Annotated in this window: 15 protein-coding genes and 3 pseudogenes; 11 read left to right on the top strand and 7 right to left on the bottom strand. The window is 60.8% G+C overall.

Annotated elements, in window-relative coordinates; genetic code table 11:
• The first annotated feature begins 239 nt into the window (after window positions 1-239).
• From CN933_RS17370 to CN933_RS17340, 7 genes are all read left to right on the top strand, one after another.
• Window positions 240-851 carry a glutathione S-transferase family protein gene (locus tag CN933_RS17370; protein ID WP_102761869.1) on the top strand — a complete coding sequence of 204 codons (612 nt, stop codon included), beginning with the start codon at window positions 240-242 and terminating at the stop codon, window positions 849-851.
• A gap of 59 nt (window positions 852-910) precedes the next feature.
• Window positions 911-2,962: a 2Fe-2S iron-sulfur cluster-binding protein gene (locus tag CN933_RS17365; protein WP_102761868.1), complete on the top strand. Its 2,052-nt coding sequence runs from the start codon at window positions 911-913 to the stop codon at window positions 2,960-2,962.
• 126 nt (window positions 2,963-3,088) lie between these two features.
• Entirely contained in the window at window positions 3,089-3,637 is a 549-nt protein-coding gene (locus tag CN933_RS17360) for a carboxymuconolactone decarboxylase family protein (RefSeq protein ID WP_102761867.1), read from the top strand.
• A gap of 76 nt (window positions 3,638-3,713) precedes the next feature.
• Window positions 3,714-4,178: a nuclear transport factor 2 family protein gene (locus CN933_RS17355; RefSeq protein WP_102761866.1), complete on the top strand. Its 465-nt coding sequence runs from the start codon at window positions 3,714-3,716 to the stop codon at window positions 4,176-4,178.
• A gap of 22 nt (window positions 4,179-4,200) precedes the next feature.
• Window positions 4,201-4,542 (top strand): hypothetical protein, encoded by a 342-nt coding sequence (locus CN933_RS17350; RefSeq protein ID WP_102762159.1) that lies wholly within the window; start codon window positions 4,201-4,203, stop codon window positions 4,540-4,542.
• Between the two features lie 33 nt (window positions 4,543-4,575).
• Complete coding sequence (locus tag CN933_RS17345) at window positions 4,576-5,466, top strand: LysR family transcriptional regulator (protein WP_102761865.1); 891 nt, start codon at window positions 4,576-4,578, stop codon at window positions 5,464-5,466.
• A gap of 337 nt (window positions 5,467-5,803) precedes the next feature.
• Window positions 5,804-6,775, top strand: coding sequence for an alpha/beta fold hydrolase (locus CN933_RS17340; protein ID WP_102761864.1), 972 nt, complete (start codon window positions 5,804-5,806; stop codon window positions 6,773-6,775).
• Window positions 6,776-7,482: 707 nt separating this feature from the next.
• Here CN933_RS17340 and CN933_RS17335 read toward each other — a convergent pair.
• The 4 genes from CN933_RS17335 to CN933_RS17320 are packed head-to-tail and all read right to left on the bottom strand — an operon-like array spanning window position 7,483 to window position 11,635.
• Window positions 7,483-9,702: a xanthine dehydrogenase family protein molybdopterin-binding subunit gene (locus CN933_RS17335; protein ID WP_102761863.1), complete on the bottom strand. Its 2,220-nt coding sequence runs from the start codon at window positions 9,700-9,702 to the stop codon at window positions 7,483-7,485.
• A 3-nt stretch (window positions 9,703-9,705) separates the two neighbouring features.
• Window positions 9,706-10,158: a (2Fe-2S)-binding protein gene (locus CN933_RS17330; RefSeq protein ID WP_102761862.1), complete on the bottom strand. Its 453-nt coding sequence runs from the start codon at window positions 10,156-10,158 to the stop codon at window positions 9,706-9,708.
• A 17-nt stretch (window positions 10,159-10,175) separates the two neighbouring features.
• The gene (locus tag CN933_RS17325; RefSeq protein WP_245425075.1) at window positions 10,176-10,604 is read right to left on the bottom strand and encodes a c-type cytochrome; all 429 of its coding nucleotides are present in this window, start codon (window positions 10,602-10,604) and stop codon (window positions 10,176-10,178) included.
• 53 nt (window positions 10,605-10,657) lie between these two features.
• Window positions 10,658-11,635: an AraC family transcriptional regulator gene (locus CN933_RS17320; RefSeq protein WP_102761861.1), complete on the bottom strand. Its 978-nt coding sequence runs from the start codon at window positions 11,633-11,635 to the stop codon at window positions 10,658-10,660.
• A 112-nt stretch (window positions 11,636-11,747) separates the two neighbouring features.
• Between CN933_RS17320 and CN933_RS31845 the strand changes: the two are divergent.
• Window positions 11,748-11,882 (top strand): annotated as a pseudogene (locus tag CN933_RS31845) (NAD-dependent epimerase/dehydratase family protein); the annotation flags it as partial.
• Window positions 11,879-12,031, top strand: a pseudogene (locus tag CN933_RS32555) (IS91 family transposase); the annotation flags it as partial. The pseudogenes CN933_RS31845 and CN933_RS32555, both read left to right, overlap by 4 nt.
• Before the next feature lie 101 nt (window positions 12,032-12,132).
• Here CN933_RS32555 and CN933_RS17305 read toward each other — a convergent pair.
• On the bottom strand, window positions 12,133-13,143 hold the full coding sequence (locus tag CN933_RS17305) for an IS30 family transposase (RefSeq protein WP_102761860.1): 1,011 nt from the start codon (window positions 13,141-13,143) through the stop codon (window positions 12,133-12,135).
• 238 nt (window positions 13,144-13,381) lie between these two features.
• Here CN933_RS17305 and CN933_RS17300 point away from each other — a divergent pair.
• Window positions 13,382-13,519 (top strand): annotated as a pseudogene (locus CN933_RS17300) (transposase); the annotation flags it as partial.
• Here CN933_RS17300 and CN933_RS31290 read toward each other — a convergent pair.
• Window positions 13,467-13,706: an FAD-dependent oxidoreductase gene (locus CN933_RS31290; protein WP_146032671.1), complete on the bottom strand. Its 240-nt coding sequence runs from the start codon at window positions 13,704-13,706 to the stop codon at window positions 13,467-13,469. The pseudogene CN933_RS17300 and the gene CN933_RS31290 overlap by 53 nt on opposite strands.
• Window positions 13,707-13,971: 265 nt before the next feature.
• Window positions 13,972-14,517, bottom strand: a complete 546-nt coding sequence (locus CN933_RS17295; protein ID WP_180980721.1) for a LysE family translocator — start codon at window positions 14,515-14,517, stop codon at window positions 13,972-13,974.
• A gap of 652 nt (window positions 14,518-15,169) precedes the next feature.
• Here CN933_RS17295 and CN933_RS17290 point away from each other — a divergent pair.
• Entirely contained in the window at window positions 15,170-16,450 is a 1,281-nt protein-coding gene (locus tag CN933_RS17290) for a cytochrome P450 (RefSeq protein ID WP_180980720.1), read from the top strand.
• The last annotated feature ends 127 nt before the right edge of the window (window positions 16,451-16,577 follow it).

Below are 16,577 nucleotides of genomic sequence, written 5' to 3'. Positions count from 1 at the left end.
TCGATAATCGGCAAAGCGCACAAGGGATTATTTCGCTTGGCGTAAGAGTTCCGCCAGCGCCGCGTCATGTCGAAGCGCTTTCAACCGCGATTCCGGAAGCCTGGTGTTTGTGCGCCGCACACTGTTGCATCTGGCGTAATGGTCCAGTGCCAATCATGACTATTCAGCCGGGCGGTCGCGCATTGCATCCTGTGTTCACGGATCGGGAACGAACCCGGCCTTTAATCAGGAGCGATCACATGAAACTTTATCACCATCCACTGTCGGGCCACTCGCACCGGGCTCGGCTCTTCCTTTCCCTAATCGGGCTCCCCCACGAGCTGGTCGAGGTTGATCTGAAGGCTGGCGCCCATAAGCAGCCTGATTTCCTCAAAATGAACCCCTTCGGTCAGGTCCCGGTCTTGGCGGACGGCGATGTCTTCATCTCTGATTCCAACGCGATCCTGGTCTACCTCGCCAAGAAGTCGGGCCAGACGGAGTGGCTTCCCGAAGATGCCAAAGGCGCCGCTGAAGTCCAGCGCTGGCTCTCGGTTGCGGCCGGTGAAATCGCCTACGGACCGGCAGCTGCGCGTCTGGTGACAGTGTTCGGCGCCAAGTTCAACCCGGAAGAGGTCATTGGCCGGGCACATACCATCCTTGGACGGATCGAGAGCCAGCTGCAAGGACGGGAATGGCTGGTGGGCAACCGCCCGACGATCGCCGACGTCGCGATCTACAGCTACGTCGCGCGCGCCCCGGAGGGCAATGTCGACCTTAGCGCTTATCCCTCCGTCAACGCTCTGCTGTCTCGCGTCGAAGACCTTCCGGGATTCGTCGATTTCGTCAAGACGCCCGTGGGTCTTGCGGCCTGAGCCTCACCGGAGCGTGCGACACCTCGCACGCTCTTCGCCTCTTTTTCTGGAGAACGCAGATGTCCGTGAAGCCTACGAAATTGCCGACGTGGCATGAAGGCGAGACCTTTATTCAGGAAAAGCTCGGCGTAAAGGAACGCATGGCCTCCGTCGGCCAGCGTGTCGTTCGCGATTTCATGCCGGACCAGCACCGGGACTTCTACGCCCAACTCCCTTTCATCGTTCTCGGGAGCGTCGATCAGGCCGGAGACGCCTGGGCGACGTTCGTCGAAGGCGAGCCGGGGTTCATGTCGTCACCTTCGCCCGTCGTGCTTGACATTGCTGCGCACCGCGATCCGAGCGACCCGGCCAGTGAAGGACTGGCGGGCGGCTTGCCGATCGGTCTCCTTGGCATCGAGATGCACACCCGTCGCCGCAACCGCATGAACGGTTTTGTCTCGGCAATCGCCGGCGGTTTCCGCATTGATGTCGACCAGAGTTTTGGCAATTGTCCGCGTTACATTCAGCTGCGCGACTTTTCTTTCGAGCGTCAGCCTGGCGAACCGTTTACCGGTGAGGTCGAGCAACTGCCCGACCTCGATGACGAAGCGCGCGCGATCATTCGTGAAGCCGACGCCTTCTTCGTCGCGTCCTATGTCGATCGCGAGGACCGGCGTCAGGTGGATGTTTCCCATCGCGGCGGCAATGCCGGGTTTGTCCGCGTCGGTGACGACGGCGTCCTGACGATCCCGGATTTCGACGGCAATCTCTTCTTCGCAACGTTGGGCAATATCCTGCTGAACGGAAAGGCAGGACTGCTGTTCGTGGATTTCAACACGGGCGACACGCTGCAGATGACAGGAACAGCCGAAGTCGTTTTCGACTCGCCCGAGATCGCCGCTTTCCAGGGGGCAGAGCGGTTCTGGACATTCAAGCCGACGCGCATTGTTCGGCGCCGCAATGCGCTGGCTCTGAGGTGGGCTTTTCAGAAGGACGGCTGGTCCCCGAGTTCCCTGATGACGGGCAGCTGGAGCGAAGCGGCCGACCGTCTCCGCGCCGCAGAGTTTGCTAAAAGCTGGCGGCCAATGACCGTCACCGCGATCGTCGATGAAAGCGCGACGATCAAGTCTTTCCACCTCCGGCCAGGCGATGGCGCAGGGCTCCTTCCGCACGCGGCCGGTCAGCATCTGCCCATCCGCATCAAGCTGCCCGGCGAAAATAGGGCGGTCATTCGCACCTACACGCTCTCGGTCGCGCCGTCCGACAGGATCTACCGCATCAGCGTCAAGCGCGATGGTCAGGTATCTCAGTTCCTCCATGATCGCATCGCCGTTGGCGATGTCATCGAGGCGCGCGCGCCGGCCGGCGACTTCAGCATCGACGCCCGCTCGACACGCCCGGCGGTGCTTCTGGCAGGCGGCGTCGGCATCACGCCGATGCTCGCGATGCTCCGTCATGTCGTTTACGAAGGGCTCCGCAAGCAGCGTATCCGTCCAGTCACGTTGTTCTATGCGGCTCGCTCCAAGGCCGATCGACCGTTCGACAAGGAGATCGCCGACCTTATCGGTGCGACAAAGGGGGCCGCGCGTTTGGTCAGGGTCCTCAGCGACACGACGGATGCTGAAGAGGGCAGGGACTTCGATGCCGCCGGGCGGATCGATATGGCGATGCTGACGCGGTTCCTCCCATTCAACGACTATGACTTCTATTTGTGTGGGCCTCCCCAGTTCACTCAAGGCATCTATGATGGGCTGCGGGCTCTCAACATTGCTGACAATCGCATCCAGGCCGAGGCCTTCGGTCCGTCGTCGCTGATCCGCACGGGGCAACCAGCCTTGATGTCTCCCGCCGCGCAGCCGTCCGAAAAACCTGTGCCCGTGGTGTTCACGAGTTCCCTGAAAGAAGCTCGGTGGACGCCGGGTTCCGGCACGCTTCTCGAACTTGCCGAGGCGCGCGGCCTCGACCCCGAATTCAGCTGCCGGGAAGGCAACTGCGGGACGTGCCGGACGAAGCTCGTCAAGGGCGCCGTCGCTTACGTCAAGCAGCCCACTGCGAAGATCGACGCCGACGAAGTGCTCCTCTGCTGCGCTGTTCCTGCCGACCAGAAAGGCGGCCTGCAGCTCGCTGTCTAAGGGCCGATTGATGCGTCCAGCGTAACGGTCCCTTGTTTCCTTTCGATGTTCAGCAATCGTCCCGACCGGATCATGTTCAATCTCAAGAGAGCGACGACTCTCTCCCAATCGAAAAAGGAGAATACAATGTCACGCATTCCTACCCCCGTAACCATCGAACAAGCTCCCGAAGCTTCCCGTCCGATCCTCGAAACCATCCAGAAGCAGATCGGATCCGTCCCAAACATCTTCCGGCTGGTTTCCAACAGCCCCGCCGCATTGACGGGCTTGACGTCGCTCCAGGGCGCACTCGGCAAAGGTAAGCTGCCGTCGGCTACTCGCGAACGCATCGCACTCGCCATGGCTGAAGCCAACGGCTGTGACTACTGCCTCTCGGCCCACACCTTCACGGGCACGAAGTTCGCCAAGCTCGACGAAAGTGAAATCGCTGCCAACCGTAACGGCACGTCGAACGATCCGAAGGCGGCTGCTGCAGTCGAGTTCGCCAGGGCTCTGACGGTCGCTCGTGGGTCCGTCTCGCCAGCCGAAATCGCCAAGGTTCGCGATGCCGGCTACAGCGATGCCGAGATTGTCGAGATCATCGCCCATGTGGCCCTCAACACCTTCACGAACTACGTGAACGAGGCCCTCGATACCGAGATCGACTTTCCCCGTATCGATCGCGCGGCTGCCTGATGCCGGGCTTGGAGGCGGTACAAGACAAACCGCTTCCCGCCTCACGGTCAAAGTCATCCTGAGAGGAACTTTAAACATGTCCCGTCCCCCGCTTCCCCCATTCACCAGAGAGAGTGCCATCGAGAAGGTCCGTCTTGCAGAAGATGGTTGGAACAGCCGCGATCCCGCCAAGGTCGCGCTCGCCTATACGCTCGATACGCGCTGGCGTAACCGGGTCGAGTTCGCGAAGAACCGCGCCGAAGCCGAGGCCTTCCTGACCCGCAAGTGGAACAAGGAGCTCGATTATCGCCTGATCAAGGAACTCTGGGCTTTCACCGGCAATCGCATTGCCGTCCGGTATGCCTATGAACATCGCGATGATAGTGGCCAGTGGTTCCGCGCCTATGGCAACGAGAACTGGGAATTTGCCGAGGACGGCCTGATGCGGGAACGCCATGCAAGCATAAACGAACACCCGATCGCTGAAGCGGATCGCAAGTTTCGTTGGCCGCTGGGCCGCCGGCCGGACGACCATCCTGGCCTTAGCGATTTCGGCTTTTAGGCGGCTGATCAAGGACATGGAAATGGCCAGCTCGTCAATTGATCCGCGGGTGAGGCTTTCAATAGAACTGGCTCTCACGAGAACCAACGCGAGCAAAGCGCTGCTTGCGAAACAAGAAGAAGCCGGTCGTGCCCTTGGTATGACCGGCGCCGAGATGGACATCGCAAGGCGGGGGTCAAGCTTCGATTTCGAGACTTCGGTCGCGGTCTCGCTTGCTTTGAATGCCTCTCGGGAGACGCACCAGCGCGCACTGCGCGCCGGTCTTTCCGAGGAAGTCTGCGCGGAGATAGAACTCATCTCGCAGGCTTGCCGTTCTCAATCGGATGATCTCGTGCCTCTTGAGGCTTCGTTTTTAAGCCCCTAAGGTCTTGGAAATTCGAGCGCTTCGGGGGAATGGATGGATCGCTGGCAAGCAATGAGGATCTTTGTTAAGGTCGCCGAAACCGAAAGTTTCGCGGACACCGCACGCCAGATGTTCATGAGCGCACCGGCTGTCACACGTGCCGTTGCCTCGCTCGAAGACCTTATTGGTGCGCGCCTGCTCGTGCGAACCACCCGCTCGGTGAAGATGACCGAAGCGGGCGTTCGCTATTTTGAAGACTGTCGCCGGATCCTTGCCGATATCGCAGAAGCAGAGGCGGCTGCCGGCGGTTCCTACGCGACGCCGACGGGGACCCTCTCCATAACCGCGTCCGCGCTGTTCGGGCAGATGTACGTTCTTCCGGTCGTGACGGATTACCTCGATACCTATCCGACGATGAAAGCGAAGACGCTGTTCATCGATCGACCGGTCAACATCGTCGAGGAAGGCATCGACGTCGCTGTGCGCATCGGCCATCTCCCCGACTCTAATCTCTCTGCTGTGAAAGTTGGTACGGTCCGTCGCGTCATGTGCGGTTCTCCGAAGTATTTTGAGCGGTTTGGTGTTCCGAAATCGCCAGCTGACCTCAAAGACCACCGTATCGCGGCCTCCACTGCGGCCTGGGCTTCACCTGACTGGAAGTTTGGCGGCGATCTGCGAGTATCCGTGGATGCGGCTTTACAATGCAACACCAACGAAGCGGCGATCCAGTCGGCACGTGACGGATGGGGCCTGACCAGGGTTCTTAACTACCAGATTGGCCCAGCGCTCGTGGCTGGAGAGCTGCAGATCATCCTCAGTGAATTCGAGGAACCGCCTTTTCCCATACACATCCTCCATCCGGAGGGTCGGCACGCTCCAGCAAAGGTGCGCGCCTTCGTCGATATGGCTGCGGCAAGGCTGCGCGAGAACCGCCTTCTCAACTAGCCCCTCGATATCACCAAGCTAGGCCTATGCTCTTGGAGCGAACTGCGTTCGCTCCCCGTCTCGTTGCGTGGGACCGCCGTTCGGGTAGACAATTATCCCTGTTTCTGAACGCGATGGTCACACCGCAAGTCGATCCCCTGAGCTGCGATCCGACGGACAGCGTTACCCACGCCGACGCCACCGTAGCGGTTCATCCAAATGGCCGCCTGTTTTGCCGCACTCATATCACCAGACGCAACAATCCGTTGTCGAATACGAACATTCTCCTTCCAGGCTGAAAGAGCGATGTTGGCTGCAGGCAACAAGCCGCCCACGACCACTCCTGAGGAGAACCACAATGTCTCGCACTCTTGCCGCCCTACTTCTCGCATCCGCCAGCATCTTTATTACCGCGCCCGCAAACGTAGTCTTCGCCGAAACGCCGGCGATCGCCCAGCAGGCATCTGCGACGGTTCGCTATCGCTCCGTGAAAATCGACGGCGTCAACGTCTTCTATCGCGAAGCCGGACCGGCCGACGGCCCGGTCGTCGTCCTGCTTCACGGCTTCCCGACATCGTCGCACATGTTCCGCAACCTGATCCCGCTGCTCGCTGACCGCTACCGCGTCATCGCCCCTGACTATCCGGGCTTCGGTCAGAGCGATGCCCCCGATCACACCAAGTTCGAGTATTCCTTCGGCCACTATGCCGATATCGTCGACACGCTGCTGACCAAGCTCGGTGCTACCAAATATTCGATGTATCTCATGGACTATGGCGCACCCGTTGGCTACCGGCTAGCGCTCAAGCACCCGGATCGCGTCACCGGAATGATCGTCCAGAACGGCAATGCCTATGACGAAGGCATCCGTGATTTCTGGAACCCCATCCGCACCTACTGGAAGTCAGGGGCGAAGAAGGACCGGCAAGCGCTATCTGTTCTCGTTGCACCTGAAACGACCAAATTCCAGTACACCGATGGCGTCAAAGACCTGACGCGGATCAGCCCCGACAATTGGGTTCACGACCAGGCGCTGCTCGATCGGCCGGGTAACAAGGATATCCAGCTCGACCTGTTCTACGATTACCGTACCAACCTGCCGCTCTATCCGCAGTTCCAGGCCTTCTTCCGGGACCGGAAGCCGCCGACGTTGATCGTCTGGGGAAAGAACGACAAGATTTTCCCGGAAGAAGGTGCGCACCCTTATCTGCGTGATCTTCCCGAAGCAGAGTTCCATCTTCTTGATACAGGCCATTTTGCGCTTGAGGACAAGCTGGACGAGATGGCTCCGCTGATCAGGAGGTTCCTGGATCGCAAGATTGCAGAGTGAAAACAGGGTGAGGCTCCCGCACCGCCTGAAAACGGTTCAGGAAGCCTCCTCCACAAGCCTCTCTTCATGGGGCAGCCATTTGTTTCGATACGCCCGCCGCATCTCTCCTCCCGCGGCAGGTATTCTGGTTTACCTTGAGATGGAAATATTGGTCATCATTACCGGCGGCTCTCGTTTGGCGATCGCAGGCACACGTCGGCGGTTCGAGTCCCTTCAACTGCAGCCAGCCTCCGAATTGACGGGGCCGCGGGTTCAGCTCTTATCAATACAGCCGCCCGAAATCACGCCTTAGCAATGAACACCTCAACCGATCAAACCTGGCAATAGCAGGATCAAATCCTGCCCCCGCAACCACGCTGCAGCCCGCTAGGCCGCTTTGATCAACGATCTTCTACAATGAGGGGCGTCAGGATGGCTTGGGGCCGTTGTCGCCTCCGTGTTATCGGCGAGGATATAGACTTCCTTCCTCGTGGAAAGATGCTCGCACGGTATACTTTTAGTTCCTGCTGACCGGCTTTCCGTTTGAGCTGCTGCAAATGGCGAGGCCAGTGAAATACGCAATTTTCAAATAGCGGGCCGTCGGTTCGATTCCTTTCGTAAGCAAGCATTGAGACTGTCAAGCCCGAGCCATTGCTGTCATCTGCTGTTGCGCTCTTTCTGGTCATGCCAAAGCGCCGATGGGACTGCGTATGTTGGAGACATCCAGTTCAGCTTTTGAGCGCCGCCTTCACCCGATCGGGCAGGAACGGATAGTGACGAAGCCGAACGCCGCCGGTGAGCCTGGCGACGGCATTGGCGATCGCCGGGCCGGTGGGTGGCAGACCGGCCTGGCCGATGCCGCCGAAGGGGCTTCCGGGCGTTGGCACCACGGAGACCTCGATCTCGGGGGCTTCGGCCATGCGGATGACCCGGTAGGTGTCGAAATTCGACTCCTGCACCTCGCCGTCGACAACGTTGATCTGCTCGAACAGCGCGTGGCCGGTCCCGCCGGTGATGCCGGCGATCATCATGGCCTCGATATGGAGCGGCTGGATCGCCACGCCGGGATCGATGGCGCACCAGACCTTATGCACCCGGATTTCACCGGTCTCGCGGTTGAGCGAGACCTCGGCGACCTGGGCGCAATGGGAGCCGAAGGCATCGGAATAGGCAATGCCAAGCCCGCGGTCGTCGCGCGTCCGATCCCATTCCGCCATCCGGGCAACGGTCTCGACAACCTTTCGCGCCCGCGGTTGATCCTTCAGAAGCTCCAACCGCAACGCGACGGGATCGATACCTCTGGCGGCGGCGACCTCATCGACAACGCATTCGATCGCGAACCTCGTATAGCCGACGCCGACCGCGAACCAGAATCCGATGGCGAGACCGTGGTCCTGGCGCAGATATTCGATCTGATGGGCCGGGATGGCGTAGTTGAACTTGGCCCCTTCGGTCACCACGTCGTCGTGGCCGCCGGCCTCCTCGAAGACGGGGGGCAACGTGCGGGCGAAGATCGAGTCCGCCACGATGCGGTGCCGCCAGCCGACGATGGTTCCTTGGGCATCCAGCCCCACCTTGACGTGCTGAGCCTCGAGCGGGCGGAACTTGTCATGCCGGACGTCGTCCTCGCGGCTCCAGATGACCTTGACCGGCCGTCCCTCCACCGCCTTGGCCAGCGATACCGCATCGACGATGAAGTCGGCTTCAGCCTTGCGTCCGAAGCCGCCGCCGAGCAGGGTCGTGTTGACCTTTACCTTGTCCGGCGTGGTGCCGGCAATATTCGCCGCAAAACCCTGCGTGCCTGTCGGCCCTTGGGTCGGCGCCCAGATCTCCACCCTGTCCCCCGTTACGAGCGCGGTGGCGTTCATCGGCTCCATGGTCGCATGGGCGACATGGTCGCTCATGTAGTCGACCTCAATCACGGTCGCGGCATTTGCGATCGCGGCCTCGGCATCGCCGTCGGCGTGAGCGGAGACGCCTTTTTTCCCAGTGTCGCGGCCGATGGCGCGGTATTCATCCAGCAGCCGCCGGCTGGTATAATTGCGGACCCGGGACGTGGTGCTCCAGGTCATATTCAGCAGATCCTTCGCGCGTTTCGTCGCTTCAACCGTCTCGCCGATGATGCCCACTCCGTAGGGGAGCGGGAGGATACGGGTGACCCCGGGTACGCGCCTTGCTTCGGCGTCGTCGATGGCGTCCGGCCGCTCGTCCTGAACCGGTGCCCGCAGGACCGCCCCGTAGAGCATGCCCGGAAGCTGGACGTCGATCCCGTAGATGGCGGTGCCATTAACCTTGGAAGGCACGTCGATGCGCTGTATCGACCTGCTTCCGACATAACGCCACCTGTCGCGCGGCTTCAGGTCAGCCTCAGTCGCCTGCGGCAGGGGATCCGGGAGCGCGGCCCTGGCGGCGATCTCGCCATAGTCGAGCGTCCGGCCCGAGGATGGGTGCACCACTCTGTGGGGTTCGGTCGTGAGTTCTCCCGTCGGCACGTTCAGTAGGCCGGCAGCACCCGCCAGCAGGATCAGGCGGGTCTGGGCACCGGTCAGGCGAAGCAGCGCGTTGTAACCACGCGTCGATTCGCTGCCGCCGGTGAGCTGGATACCGTAGAAGCCTGGATTGCCGTAGGTTTCCGCATCGGAGGGCGCCTGTACGACCCGCACACGGTTCCAATCGGCATCCAATTCCTCGGCGACGAGCAGCGGCAGCGTGGTCATGATCCCCTGGCCCATTTCGACGGCAGGCGCGATGATGCTGACGGTGCCGTCCGCTGCAATCGTGATCCAGGCATTGGGGCGGAAATCACCCGCGGCGGCGGCAGCCGGGGTCGCGCCGTATGTGAGGTCGGGCAGACTTCCAAACGCGACGGCAATGCCCAGGCTGCCGGTGGTGACGAGGAAGCTGCGCCGCGACAGCGCGCGGCTTTGAGGCCGTTGGGTCGGAGTCATGGCTCAGCTCTCCCTTGCTGCGCGCTGGATCGCGCTGATGATGCGAACATAGGTCCCGCAGCGGCAGATATTCCCATCCATGTGGTCGATGATCTGTTCGCGGGTCGGATTGGGCGTGGTCGCGAGAAGGGCGGCGGCCTGCATGATTTGTCCGGACTGGCAGTAACCGCATTGCGGCACCTGCTCGGCGATCCAGGCCTTCTGCAAGGGATGGCTGGAATCCGCTGACAGGCCCTCGATCGTGGTTACTTCCCTGCCGGCGACATCCTGCAGGAAGGTCTGGCAGGAGCGGGTAGGCTCGCCGTCGACATGGACGGTGCAGGCCCCGCATTGTGCGATCCCGCAGCCGAATTTGGTGCCGGTCAGCTTCAGATGTTCCCGGATCACCCAAAGAAGCGGTGTATCGGGTTCGGCGACGACATCGATTGCGCGCCCGTTTATGGTGAACGCTGTCATGGGTGCTTCTCCTGATCTTAATTGGCTGGCTGGCCTTCGAGGTATTGGATGATTGCCGCTCGCTGGCCTGTATTGGGGATGGTAACCGTCATCCGTGTGCCGTGGACCATGCGGCCGGGCGCCGTGAGAAAGGTCTCGAGGGATTGCCTGTCCCAGGTGATGCCGGAGGAACGCAACGCATCGGAGTAGGTAGCGCCTTCGACGGTTCCGGCGGCCCGGCCGATCAAGCCCGACAGGTGCGGGCCCGCCTTGTTCTGACCGGCCTCCACACTGTGGCAGGTCGCACAGCGCTGCTGAAACAGGCGAGCTCCGTCAATATCCTGAGCGGCAGCTGGAAGGTGACAGAGCAAGCCCGATATTGCGAGAAGGATCGCCGGCAGCGTCCGTCGCCTTCCTTCATCCTGGGCATCCTGTAGGCTTGGCATTCCATGGAATGGGGTAGACATCATTCATTGCCTCCATTGCTGAAGGCACGATAAAACAGTCTTCCCGATACGATCTATTCGGCTGAGTCTCGAATATCGTCGCGATCGTCCGGATCGGTCTTGAGCTTCCGAGGTGAGATCGGCTTCTGCCGGCGGTGGAGATACTCTCTGGGGGTGCATCCCATGACGCGCTTGAAGGCGCTGGTGAAGGCGCTTTCGGATTCATAACCAAGGCAGGGTGCGATCGCGGATACGGGCTCACCGGTGCTTTCCAGCCGCTCGCCTGCAAGCAGCATTCTCCAGCGGGTAAGGTAGTCCATCGGCGTCTCGCCGGCCGTTTCCCGGAACCGCTGCGCGAAGACCGACCTGGACATTCCGGCTTGCCCGGCAAGATCCTGCAAGGTCCAGCGTCGTGCCGGATCGGAATGGATGGCCGAAAGTGCCTTGCTCAGGCGGGCGTCCTTCAGTGCAGCGAACCAGCCGGCTTCATGGCCTCCCTCATCCAGGTGCAAGCGCAGCGCCTGTACCAGCATCATGTGGGCCAGATGCTGGGCGATCAGCGCTCCGCCTGGCCTATCCTCGCGAAGTTCTTCGCGCATCCTTGCCACCGACCAACGCAGCGCCACCTGATCCACCTCTTTTCGAATGTGAACGATGGGCGGCATCATCTTGAGGAGTGCCCCGGCATGGCGTCCGGCAACCGTGAACCGGCTGCCCACAAGAAGCAGGTCGCCGCCGCCGTTGACGGTCACCGTACCGCCGGGTTCCGCGGGAGGGAAAGCTGTCTTGGAATCTAGCGGCTGCAATGCCAGATCGCTTGCCAGCCGGAAGGGCCGGCCGCTCGCCAGCACAAAACAATCTCCCGCCTCGAGCCTGATCGGCTCCTCGATGCCTTCCACAGCAAGCCAACATGCTCCCGCCTCGACGGCGTAGCATTTGATGATGTCATCACGCAGCGCAAAGTGAAGAGACCAATCGCCTGCGGCGCTGAACCCGGACGAGATATAGCTGCGAGTTTTGAGCAGCGATAGAACTTCAGAAAGGGGATCCAAGACGAAATCCGGACGATTGCGACGATAGTGCGGACGTTAGAGCGTGGATCGTGCGCAAGCAAGCATCTAGCCTTGAAGGAAGTTCCATCGGCGACAAGGGGAGATCAAGACAATGCGGATTTTGGTGACAGGAGCTTCAGGCTTTGTTGGTTCGGCGGTGGTGACGGATTTGATCGCTGCCGGACACAAGGTCATTGGACTGGTCCGGTCGGCGGGCGCAGCCGGAATACTGGCCACGCTTGGAGCAGTAGGCTTACCATTTTCGGATCGATGGCGCACTTCATCGACCGGCGGGCATTCCAGCGGCACTTGGCACCCGTCCGGAAGAAGCGCTGGGTGGTTTATGCCAAGGCGCCCTTCGCCGGGCCTCAGGCCGTGCTTGCCCTGTCGCGCTACCGGGGCGGACGGAATCGTGCTCCCATGAGCCCCGCACGGCGGGTTGCTGTGATGTTCACCTTTTGTAAGTTCATGCCGAACTGCGACTTACGCGTGTGAAGCTAACCGGCACGTCGCATTTGCGCGAGCAGTTTCTTGCGGAAGACTTCCGCGGGCGTTCGGTAGCCGAGGCACTTCCGCGGTGTCGAGTTGAGCCGATCGCAGATGTCCTTCAGTTCGCCGTCGCTGATCGACAGGGGATCGACCTCTCTCGAAAGCCATTTGCGAACCCGGCCATTGGTGTTCTCGACCGTGCCTTTCTGCCAGGGCGACTGCGGGTCGCAGAACCACGTCTGTGTTCCGATGCCAGCCTGCAGATAGGGCCATTCGCTGAACTCGGTGCCACGGTCGAAGGTGATGGAGCGTCGAGCGGCGTGGGGCAGGGGTTGGAGCACCCGAATCAGCCCGTCCATGATCGGCTTCGATTGCCGGTCGTTGTTGCGCAGGAAGACCGCAAAGCGGCTGACCCGCTCGACCAGTGACGTCACGTTGGCCTTGCCGAACTTCTTGCGAAACTGAATGAGATCGCACTCCCAATGGCCGAACTGCCTGCGTTCGTCGACAGCATCAGGACGGTGAAGGATGTTCAGTTCCGGGCTGAAGCGGCGACCGTGACGCCGGCGAGCATGCCTCGGCCTGCGTCTCGCACGACGCTCCGGCAGGTGCCGCCATAGCTTGATGGCCTGACCGTCTGCGGAATAGGCGAACTTGTAGATCGTCTCGTAACTGACGCAGATCGGATGGCGCTCCAGCCGCATGCGGCCGGCGATCTGCTGTGGCGACCAGCCATGGATGATCCGTTCGATGACCGATTGGCGCACATGAGAGAACCGGGCGAGCTTGCGCAGCTTGGCTCTGCGCTCACGGGCCATCTCGTTGGCGGTGACGCAATAGTAGCCGCTCAGATCCGGCATCTGCGGATCCTCAAAAGCATTGCGCCTGAGCTCGCGGAAAATCGTCGAACGATGCCGGCCGAGCTTCTCGGCGATAACGGTGGCGCTCAGGCCGGCCGATCGCCAGCGAGCGATCCTGCGACGTTCATCCATATCGATCTGAGAGTAGGTCCGTCTCATGAGCCATTCCTTGCGCGTGATAACCCATTGGTATCTATCGCAAGTCGCACTTCATCCTTGAACCCATCGGCTACACCGATAAGATCGCATAATGTATCGACTGGAATGCTTGCCGTCGGTGGGCCGACGGCGCGCCGGGCGCGGTGCCTACGACTCTCGGGATGGGGATGCGCTGCAGCCAGATGACGCCGGTCAGTAGGGCCCAGGGCGTCTGTGCGATCGTCACCCTGCCTGTGCCGTCGCGGCCGCCCTTTGCATCAGACCGCGGGGCATGCTGACGATCAATCAGGCAATAGAGGTCGATGCCTTGAAACAGGGTTCGCCTAACTTCGCTTTGATGCGCAGCCTTGGGATGCGCTTCCGCAGAATCTTTCGGCCGCCCCAAAACCTGGCGTGATGCGCCGTGGCAAAGTCCCCCGCACCGAACAGAGCCTGCCAATCGGGCCGCTTGCTGAATCGCCGCCGTCGACAAGGGATACCGATAGGCCTCTGGTGGCGCATCTTAAGGCGAGTGCGAGCCCGACCGGACCGGCGCCGACAATGCAGAGATCGCTGGCACGCAAATCTCCACGTCAATCAGCATCAGGCTCTCACTTGCCACTGCGGAACGTCGGTACCGGAAGGAGGCTTCCTGAGACCGATCATGCGCGCCCTGCATCACTGGTTGGGTGGTTGGGTACTACAAAATGCATAGCTGGATACGACCACTGGCCGCCGACTGAAACGATGTGGAACGCTGAGTATACGCGCATTCTGCCCAGAACCGTCTGTCGCTCCCATTACCAGGCCCGGAGCTCGATTCTTCTACCGCGTAGTCCTAGCGGCCGCTTATTGACGCATCAACAGGAGCAATCTGATGCCCAGTGCGATCATGATGGTGCCTGCGATGCGTTGCTGCCAGACCATAATCGGTCTGTTGCGTGCCAACCAACTGCTGAACGCGCCCGAAGTCAGAGCCACCGAGCCCAGGATCAGCAATCCCGTTACCTTCATCGTGCCTCCTAGAATCACGAACTGCAGCGCAGGCGATCCGGAGGACGGGTGCACGAACTGCGGGAGGATGGCGAGCATGAAGGAAAGTGCTGCCGGATTTGTCAGGTTGCAGATCATCCCTTGCCGAAAGGCCCCGAGCAGAGGCGCGGACGCTACACAATCCTGATTTTTCCCGGTATCGACGGCAGCCAGGAACCGAATCCCCACATAAATCAAATAGGCAGCCCCGATCAGTTGCAGAGCCTTGTACAGCGGCGGCGAGGAAAGAATGACCGTGGCAGCCCCATTGCGAGCAGCGGGATCTGAACAAGCCCTGCGGCCACACATCCCAATGCCGCCGGGCCTGCCCTGGCCCATGCCGCGGCCAATGACAAGCATCATGTCTGGACCAACCCCAGAGAGCTGGTAGGCGAGTACAGCGCCGAGGAATGAGGCGTACGTGGACGGATCGAGCATCCGGGTGAAACCGTGCCGGCGGCGCGAAGTTCCCTCACAGTAGTGAGCGGCAGGACGCGCGGCGTATCGGCCGGGTCTGGCTACTGCCGGATACAGCCGTATTAGGCCGTTTGTCGAAGTTAGCGTGCGATCAGTTTGCTGCGTCCACATAGGGTTTCGGGGCAACGAACGGGACCATGGGGATGGCGATTTTGCCGCCGACGTCGGAAGCCGTCGTTCGGCGGTTGCTCATCTATTTTCCGCCGGAGCCGGGACCTCTCGAATGAGCCGATCTTGGGTCAACTACTCGCGTGTCCAGAATTCCTCAAAGGTCAGATACCCGCACCTTCTCCTTTGGTCACCAGTCATCCACCACGTAAGATGTTGCAATCCGACACGCTTAATCGGGCGTTCGATGACTAAACGTCAAATGGCGGCTTCAGTGCTCGATTTGTCTGCTGTCCTGACCGTGTGGACGCACCCCGTATGGGGGCAAGGCTATAACGGCACTCTCCTTCCGTTTCGCGCAGCCCAGCCACAGGGAACATCCACAGCGGGGAAAAGTTGGGCGTCTGCACAAGCGAGCCTGAGACGCACGATGAAATCGGTACCCCGCACCTCGTCATTCGACAGTACTCTAGCGCTGCTTCGGGAGGGTTACACATTCATATCTGCGCGATGTGACGAACTCGGCAGCGATATTTTTCAAACCCGGCTGATGCTTCGGCCGGTGCTCTGCATGCGCGGGGAGGCAGCGGCGCAGCTCTTCTACGACAGCGAGGATGTAACGCGTGTCGGCTCGATGCCCTGGACCGTTCTTCGCCTGCTTCAGGACAAGCACAGCGTCCAGCAGCTTGACGGAGAGAGGCACCGGCAGAGGAAGGCGATGTTTATCGATCTGGCGATGAGTGATAATGAAATCGCAGCACTCGTCGACCGCTTCCGCGATCACTGGCTGTCTCAGGTCGGCGACCCTGAGACCGTTCGCTTCGATCTGCGGCAACTGGCCAATCTCGCTCTGACGAAAGCGTCGGCGGATTGGATCGGAATTCCTGGGTCCAGCCGCGATGACCGGAGGCTCGCCGCGAGCCTCGCACGAATGATCGACAGTACCGGCAGCTTTGGCCCATCGGCATGGATAGCGCTGATGTCTCGCCGGCGAACCGAACGCTGGCTGGCATCCATCGTGGAGGCAGTGCGTGACGGTTCACTTGATGTGAGCGGTGAGTGCGCGCTGAAGACGATTTGCTTGCTCTACCGGGATGTTGACGGACGAGCTCTTTCGACGGAAGCGGCAGCTGTCGAACTCCTCAACCTGCTGCGTCCGATCTCTGCAATCAGCCGCTGGATTGTATTCCTGGCTCTGGCGCTTGCCCGGAACACAGACTGGCAGGAACGGTTCCGCGGCGGGCACGACAAGGAGATCGAAGGCTTCGTCGAGGAGGTACGCCGGCTCTATCCGTTCTTTCCTTTTGTCGGTGCGAGGCTGAGAAAGGATCTTGTTTGGCAGGGCCATCCACTCGGCAAAGACGATTGGCTTCTGCTGGATCTCTATGGGACGACCCACGACGCACGCCTCTTTCCTCGCCCGGCAGTCTTCAATCCCAAGCGGGAATCGTCGTGGCGCAATGGGGACTTCCGCTTCATTCCACAAGGAGGAGGTCGGCCCGAAACCAGCCATCGCTGCCCAGGCGAAAAAATGACGGTCGCGATTCTACAAGAAACATTGAAGCTCATTTGCCGAAGCCGCCCTGTTCGAATAACACCTGCGGATGCCAACATTCCGCTCGGCTCAATTCCGGCCTCGCCGGCACCGCCAGTCTCGATAATTCTGGCCCATACAGAGGCGAACGCCGTTGCAGCGAGGTCTCGCAGATGACCGGCGACAGGCGGATGTTCTACGATGAATGCTCGCGAATACTCGGCGCGTCGCATGCTTACAGGCACCCGCCCAGCAGGATCACGCGGTGGAACAATCGAGTTGCGGGTAACGGGCGCTTTCCCGG

It is taken from the genome of Sinorhizobium sp. M4_45, from assembly GCF_002885915.1.
Taxonomy (GTDB): Bacteria; Pseudomonadota; Alphaproteobacteria; order Rhizobiales; family Rhizobiaceae; genus Sinorhizobium; species Sinorhizobium meliloti_A.
This window is presented reverse-complemented; position numbering and strand designations above follow the sequence as displayed.